This is a genomic window from Rhodococcus sp. (in: high G+C Gram-positive bacteria), assembly GCF_049299235.1.
Lineage (GTDB): Bacteria > Actinomycetota > Actinomycetes > Mycobacteriales > Mycobacteriaceae > Rhodococcus.
The window spans coordinates 1-7,747 of record NZ_JBAQXC010000122.1; the positions used below are offsets into that span (position 1 = coordinate 1).

General features: G+C 68.9%; 1 protein-coding gene. It reads left to right on the forward strand.

Annotation, left to right across the window (positions count from 1 at the left end; genetic code table 11):
* Positions 1–7,694 (forward strand): helicase-related protein (locus WAX14_RS07695; RefSeq protein WP_422627500.1); only part of this gene is annotated, 7,694 nt, incomplete at its 5' end.
* Positions 7,695–7,747: the final 53 nt, after the last annotated feature.

Consider the following 7,747-nt stretch of genomic DNA (forward strand, 5'->3'; position numbering starts at 1 on the left):
CCCGCGACGAGATCCGCGCCCAGTGGTTCGCCGGGGTCGAGCAGGGACGCCGCGAGGCCACCGCCGCGCAGCGCCAGGCTCTGGTCGCCGAGGTCGCCGTGGATCCCCGGCTCATCGCCATGGTCGAGGGCCGGCGCCCGGACTACTTGCCGGCCGTGGCCCGTTCCGAGGCCCAGAGCCTGATCGCCGAAGCCGCCCGCGAGGCATTACCGCTGCGGCAGGCCGCAGCGAAGGTCCTGCTCGAGCACCACCCGCTGCCGGACGAGCTGTACGAGCGGGCCTACGCCGAATGGGAGCGCATCCACGGACCCGAGCTGACCTGGGACCAGGACACCGCCGCGGAGTGGACGGCGTGGATGACCAGGCACGCCCAGCGGGATCCGCTGCTCGGATCGTGGGCCGGACTGCCGATGCACACGCGCACTCCGATCATCGAAATCGGCATCGAGACCGCGTTCGAGGTCATGGCCGAAGAGCGCCCTGATCTCATCGCCGCCACCGCGGGCATTCCCCCCGAGCGTCTCGCCGCGGAGATGCGCGGCAACATCATCCCGAACCTGCCCCCACCCGAGCCGTCGGATCTTGCCGCTCTGTTCGGTGACGGAGCCGCGTACTGCGCCTTGCGGTTGAACGACCGCCCGAACAGCAAAGTCAGCTACTTCCCGATCCGGGGCTGGGATTACACCCTCGACGGGGGCGGCACCTCCGTCACCTGCGGCCGCAATGCACGGGCGGCGATCGGTGCGCTGCTCGACGCACGCACCATCGAGCTCCCGGAGTGGATCGAACGTGCCTACCGGCCCTACGCCCAGGCCCGCGCCACCGTGCTGACCAGGGCGATCGCCTACGCCCGGAACAACGAGTTCTACCACGCTGCCGCCCGTGCGGACCTGCTGTGGAAGTACAACGAAACAGGCACCTTCGTTGCCTCCCACTCGCTCATCAAGGACGTGCGTAGCGACATCATCGACCAGCTGCGCAGCGATTTCCCGGCCGAGACCGCACTGCTCGACAGCTACGGCATCGATCTGGACTGGACCCTCAACAACGACGTGGACCCGAAGGTCCTGCGTGACATTCGGGCAGCCGGGGACGACCTCTACAGCCTCACCCCCACCGACCTGACCTTCGCCGGGGCCGGAGATGTGGTCATCGGTGACCCCGACGGCCGACACGTCACAATCCGCTCCGGGTGGGCACCGAACAGCAGCGAGCACATCACCTACGTCGATCGTCAACCTCGCCCCGAGCTGACGATGCGCGATGCGATCGCCGACGCCCGCGCCCAGCTTGCTGCCGCACCCCAGGCGGAGCGGCCCGACCTGGAGCGCACCACCGACGCCGAGGCCGAACTCGACACCGACACCGAGGTCGAGTCCACAGCCGAAGGACAGACCCCCGACGAACCGGTCGCCGGTCCCGAGAAACCGCAGTTCAGGGAGGAGGTCGAACCGCCGTCCCCCCGAGTTATAGCGCCTGCTGTCGATGACACAGGCGCGGTGATCTTCGAAAAGGTCGAATCGGCTCCCGCCGAGCCGTCGGACCCCGCCCCGGCGGGCACCGACACGGCGACCTCATGGGTGCTCACCGATCGTCTCGGGGTCGGCCACATCGGACCGGCCACCGCACCGACTCCCGCGGCCGAATCGGCATCCGAGACAGCACCGGAGCTGGCGGCTGCCGCCGCCGACGGTGCGGCCGCCGAGCCCGCCTCGCAGACACCCGGTGAGCAGGAACAACACGCCACCGACACCGCGGCCGCGGCGGTACGTTCTGCCCCGCCGACCGTCGAGGCGCAGGACTTCACCCTCGGCACCGAGGTGCTGGTCCCCACCGGTGTGAAGGCCCGGGCGCGGGCGAACATCGCCGCCCTGTGTCTGGTGCGCGAGCTCGACGAGCAGCAGCGACCGGCCACCGCCGACGAGCAGGCGGTGCTGGCGCAGTGGTCCGGCTGGGGAGCGGTCCCGGAGGTCTTCGACAACCGCGCGAAGATCCTCGCGCAGTGGGGCGACGAGCACGCCGAACTGCTCGATCTGCTCGGGGACAAGGGCTTCGCCCAGGCCCGCCAGACCACCCTCAACGCCCACTACACCGACCCGGCGATCGTCGCCGAACTGTGGCGGGCGGCGGCGCGGGCCGGACTGCCCGACGGGGCGGTGTTGCTCGAACCTGGTTGCGGGGCCGGTCATTTCGTCGGCACCGCCCCGGAGAAGGTGCGTATGGTCGGTGTCGAGATCGAGCCGATCAGCGCGAAGATCGCGCACTACCTGTATCCCTCGCAGCAGATCCGCAACCACGGCTTCGAACGCAACTTCGCCCCCGACAGCACCTTCACCGGGGCGATCGGCAACGTCCCGTTCGGCAAGTTCGCGCCCGTCGATCCGATCCACAACCCGAGCGGTCTGGCGATCCACAACCACTTCATCGCCAAATCCCTCGCCCTGACCGCCCCCGGGGGCTACGTCGCCGTGGTGACGAGCATGTTCACCTCCGATGCCCGCCGCGCCGAAGAGCGCGCCGCGATCACCGCGAAGGGTGATCTGATCGGTGCGGTGCGTCTGCCCACCGGCGCGTTCGACCGGCAGGCCGGCACCGCCGTGGTCACCGACGTGCTCATCTTCCGCCGCCGCGAGGACGGGGCGACCCCCACCGAGGACACCCTCGACTGGGCACAGCCCGCCGTGCAGGTCGCCGCGATCGACGCCAAGACCGGCGAGACCACGCGGACCTGGATCAACCCCTACTTCGCGAAGTACCCGGAGCGGGTGCTCGGCACCCTCACCGTGGGCAATGGCATGTATGCCGGGCGCTCGCTGCGGGTCACCGCGCACACCGGCGCCGCCCTGGCCGAGCAGCTGCGCACCCAGCTCGATCCGCTCATCGACCGGGCCATCGCCCGCGGTCTCGGGTTCACCGCCCCGACCCCCGATCCGGTGCAGGTACAGGCGTTCACCACGCCGGGGCTGCGCACCGGAGCCGACCTCGACTCCAACGAGGTGCTGCCCGGTGCGATGCGATTCCACGAGACCGAGAATCGCTTCGAGCAGTTCACCCTCGGCCGCGGCTGGGCCGAGGTCGGCTGCCGCGGCAAGGACCTGGCGCGGCAGTGGAAGGTGCTCATCGCTCTCGGTGAGACGGTCATGGAGCTATCCGAGGCCAGCCGCTCCCGCACGCATACCGTCGCCGACCGCGACGTGATCCGGGGCCGGCTGAACTCGCTCTACGACGGTTATGTGCGCCGGTGGGGGCCGCTGAACCGGTTCAAGCTCACCGACCCGACCCCGCTGTCGGACGAGAAGATCGCCGCTCGCCTGGACAAGACGATCACCGAGTGGCGGATCAAGACCGGCCGCGAGGAAGCCGCCGCCGACGGCCTCGACCCGAAGGATGCCGGACCGTACACCGGGTCGATTCCCGACGAGGTGCTCGAGGAGCTGCGCGAGAAGGCGGCCGAGCAGCCGCAGCCGCGGCGGTATTCCGCGCATCTGCAGGGCGCGATCGCTCGTGATCCACGCCTGGGCATGGTGCTGGCGGTCGAGAACTTCCAGTCGCGCTTCGACGGCAGCGAGGCGGTGGCGACCAAGACGGCGATCTTCACCGAGGACACCACCCCGTTCAAGGACAAGGCCACCGGCGCCGCCGACCTCGACGAGGCGTTGGCGATCTGCTTCGACGAACTCGGGCACATCTCCCCGCCCCGGGTCGCCGAGCTGCTGAACCTGTCCGTCGAGGACACCCTCGACCAGGCCCAGGGCCGGATCTATCCGTCCCTGCACGCCGACGACCGGTGGGAGCTGGCCACCGTCGCGTTGTCCGGGCAGGTCCGCGACAAACTCACCCTCGCCCAGGTCAAAGCTGCCACCGATCCCCGCTACGCCCCGCTGGTGCAGGCCCTCGAATCGGTGGTGCCGGCGGATGTGGACCCCGCCGACATCGGGGTGCGCATCGGCGCGACCTGGGTGCCGATCGAGGACTACCGGGCGTTCCTGGTCCAGGAGTTCGGGCTGCGCCCGGACCGGCTCACCGTCGAACACGACGCGATCAGCGGCAGCTGGGAGATCTCCACCGACCAGAAAAGCCGCCACGAGTTCTCCAGCGGCTATCCCGACAAGTACGGCACCGGCCGGCTCCCTGGCGTGAAGATGTTCGAGCTGCTCGCCAACAACAAACCCATCCAGGTCACCAAGACCGCCGACGAGCTCGAGCGCTCCCCCAAGCCGCGGTTCCACGTCAAGCTCACCGAACAGGCCCACGCCTCCGCTGGTGCGCTGCAGGAACGGTTCGAGAAGTGGCTGTGGGAGGACGGCGACCGTTATCTGCGCCTGGCCGCCACCTTCAACGAGCGCTACAACTCGTTCGTCAAACCGGTCCACGACGGACGCAGCAAGACCTTCCCCGGCCTGAACCCGAAGTACACGCCCTACGACTATCAGGCCGCCGCGGTGCAGCGGTTCCTGCACGACGAGACGATCCTGCTCGACCACGTGGTCGGGGCCGGCAAGACCTTGACGATCACCGCCTCGTGCATGGAAGCCAGACGCCTCGGGCAGGTACGCCAGCCGTGGATCGTGGTGCCGAACCACCTGCTCGGGCAGTGGGCGGTCGAGGCCCGCGACGCCTACCCGAACGCGAACATCCTCGTCGCCTCCGAACTCGACGGGCGCGAGGACCGGCAACGCTTCGTCGGGCAGAGCGCCGTCGGGGACTGGGATCTGGTGATCGTGCCGCAGTCGGTGTTCGGCAAGATCGCCATGCGCCGCGAAGCGCAGATCGAGTACCTCGACAGCGAAATCGCCGAACTACGGCAGGCTCTCGACGCCGCCAACACCCAGGGCGCGGAGTTCACGGTCAAGCAGATCGAGAACGCGATCAAGGCCGCCGAAGGGCGCATCGAGAAGATCATCGACGCCAAGGCCACCGACGACGGGCTGACCTTCGAACAGTCCGGGGCCGACTTTTTGTTCATCGACGAGGCCCACGACTACAAGAACCTCACCCGCCCGTCCAACAGCGCCGACCTGTCGGTGCCGACCGGCTCCCAGCGCGCCACCGACCTGGAGATGAAAGCCAAGTATCTGCGGGAGCAGGCCCGCGTGCGCAACGCCGAGCAGGGGATGCCGCACGCCCCGGCCAAGGCGATCGCGTTCGCCACCGGCACCCCGATCACCAACTCGCTGTCGGAGATCTGGGTGATGATGAAGTACCTGCGCCCGGACCTGCTGCACGCCGCCGGCCTGGGGCGCATCGACAACTGGGCGGGCACCTTCGCCAAGCCGGTGTCGGTGGCGGAGATGAACGCCACCGCCACCCGCATCCAGATGAAGACTCGCATGGCCGAATACGCCAACGTGCCGCAGCTGGTGGCGATGTTCGACCAGTTCCGGGACGTGGTGACCGCCGATCGGATCCCGGTGCGCCTGCCCACCCTCGACGGGGGAACGCCGCAGATCGTCGAGTTCGACATGGGCCCCGACGCCGTCGACGCGATGGCCGACCTGGATGTGCGCATGAGCATGATCCGCGGCGATCGGATGGACCTGGACAACAGCCTCAAGATCGCCACCGACGGGCGCAACCTCACCATGCACCCCTCACTGGCGAACCTCGCCCCACCCGAGCCGCAGCACAGCCGCATCGAACACGCCGCCGAGCTGATCTGGCAGGTCCACACCGACCACGCCGACCTGCGCATCCCGGCCGACAAGTACGGCCCCGAGATGACCGGGGTGTTCCAGCTGGTGTTCTGCGACCGCGGCACCCCCAAGGCCGGAGCCGGCCCCCGGGCCCGCAACCTCTACACCGAGCTGCGCGACGCCCTGGTGACCCGGGGAATGCAGCCGGAGGAGATCGCGTTCATGCACGACTACGAGGGCCCCAAGGCCAAAGCGAGGCTGGTCGAAGCGTGTGCGGACGGGCGGATCCGGGTGCTGATCACCTCCACCAAGAAGGGCGGCACCGGCCTGAACGTGCAGCGGGCGCTCAAGCAGATGATCAACCTCGACCCGGCGTGGACCGCCGCGGATATGGAACAACGCCTCGGCCGCATCATCCGCCAGGGCAATGTCCACGAGACCGTGAGCGTGGTCAACATGGTCGCCCGCCGCTCGTACGACGCGATGATGTATCAGTACGTGGCCCGTAAATCGAACTTCGTGTCCATGATCCGCAAGGCGGACGTGCCCCCGAGGATGGAAGACCTCGGCGGGGATCTGACCGTGTCGTGGGCGCAGAGCAAGGCCGCCGCCACCGGCGATCCGGTGTTCGTCGCGCAGGTCGAGGCCGACCAGCAGGTCGCCGACCTCGAAGCCCGCCGCGACGCCGTCCAGGGCGCCAACGGCGCCCGCAGCGCCGCGATCCGGGCCTTGAGCAAGTCCATCACCACCGACGAGACCCGGCTGCCCGAAGTCCGGGCGATGGTCGACAAGCTCGCCGCGTGGAACACCATCGACGACCGTGCCAAGAAGATCTGGCACTTCCCCCACGCCGCGATCCCCGACTCGGAGACCGCCGATCTGGCCGACGCGCTGCGAGGGGCGTTGATCCGGCTGAAGGACGAGGTGACCCGCAGTAACGACGAGGTGGTGTTCGGTGTCATAGGCGGCGTGCCGCTGAAACTCGGCTACACCCAGGTCCTCGGCCAGTTCTCCATCTGTGTCGGCGAGGAGATCGCCTGGTACGAACGCGACCGGTTCCTCAACGCCGTCGAGAAATCCAGTGGGGCGCAAGGGATGCTGACCACCCTCCGCAATCTCGCCGCGAAGGCCACCCGGCAGGTGCCGGTCATCGAAGCGAGAATCGCACACAACCGGGGCCGGCTCGCCGACGCCGAGGCCGAACCGGAACTCGAGTTCACCGACGCCGCCGAACTCGACGCCGCGAAACTGCGAGCCGAAGAGCTGCGGCTCGAAGTCAACGCCCGCGAGAACTCCCCCGACGCACTACGCCGAGCCCGCGACGAACGCGAGCGGCGGGCCGCCGACGGGCAGTACCCACAGTGGACCCTCGACCTGAACCCCACCGATGCGTGGGCCGAAGAACGCGGCATGAGCAAAGAAGACCTCATCGCCTCGGTCCCGGCGCGCATGGCCGCCGCCCGGCGGGAATGGCGGGGTGGGGCCGAGCAGCGCGAAGCGAATCGCAAGGCCCAGCCGTGGGTGGCTCTCGACGAGACCGAAGCGCTCTGGCAGTACGGCTTCGATTCGGGCAGCGGCCGGCCCGGCGCCCGGGTGTACTGGGATGACCGGCAATGGCACCTCGAAGCCTGGGACGGCGACGGCGCGATCGACCGCGACGCCCTCAACACCCGAGGAGAAGCCTTCAGCCTCGGCATCCGAATGGTCGAACAGTTCGCCGCCGACCACAAGATTCCCCGCGAGGCGATCCACCAGGCCAGCATCGACCGTCGCGAACGCCTCGACAACGCCGCCTCCGCCACGACGGTGGAACCGACCGCTGCGGTGGTCGAACCGGTCGACGCGATCGTGGAGCCGACCGAGACGGTCAGCGCCGCCGAGGACACCTTCGAGCTCGATGAGGTCCTCGTGCAGGGCTTGCGTGCCGCAGGCGACGTTCGCCCACTGCACAAGTTCAATCCCCACGGCACACGGCCGCAACAGCAGCAGCACATCGGCCCGACGCGGCAGTACGAAGCCGAATACGGAGGCGGGTACGAGGAAGACGGTCGCGCCGTCTGATCGCGTCTCTAACCTCGACACCACCGGTGGGGCAGGACCCGACGGTCCTGCCC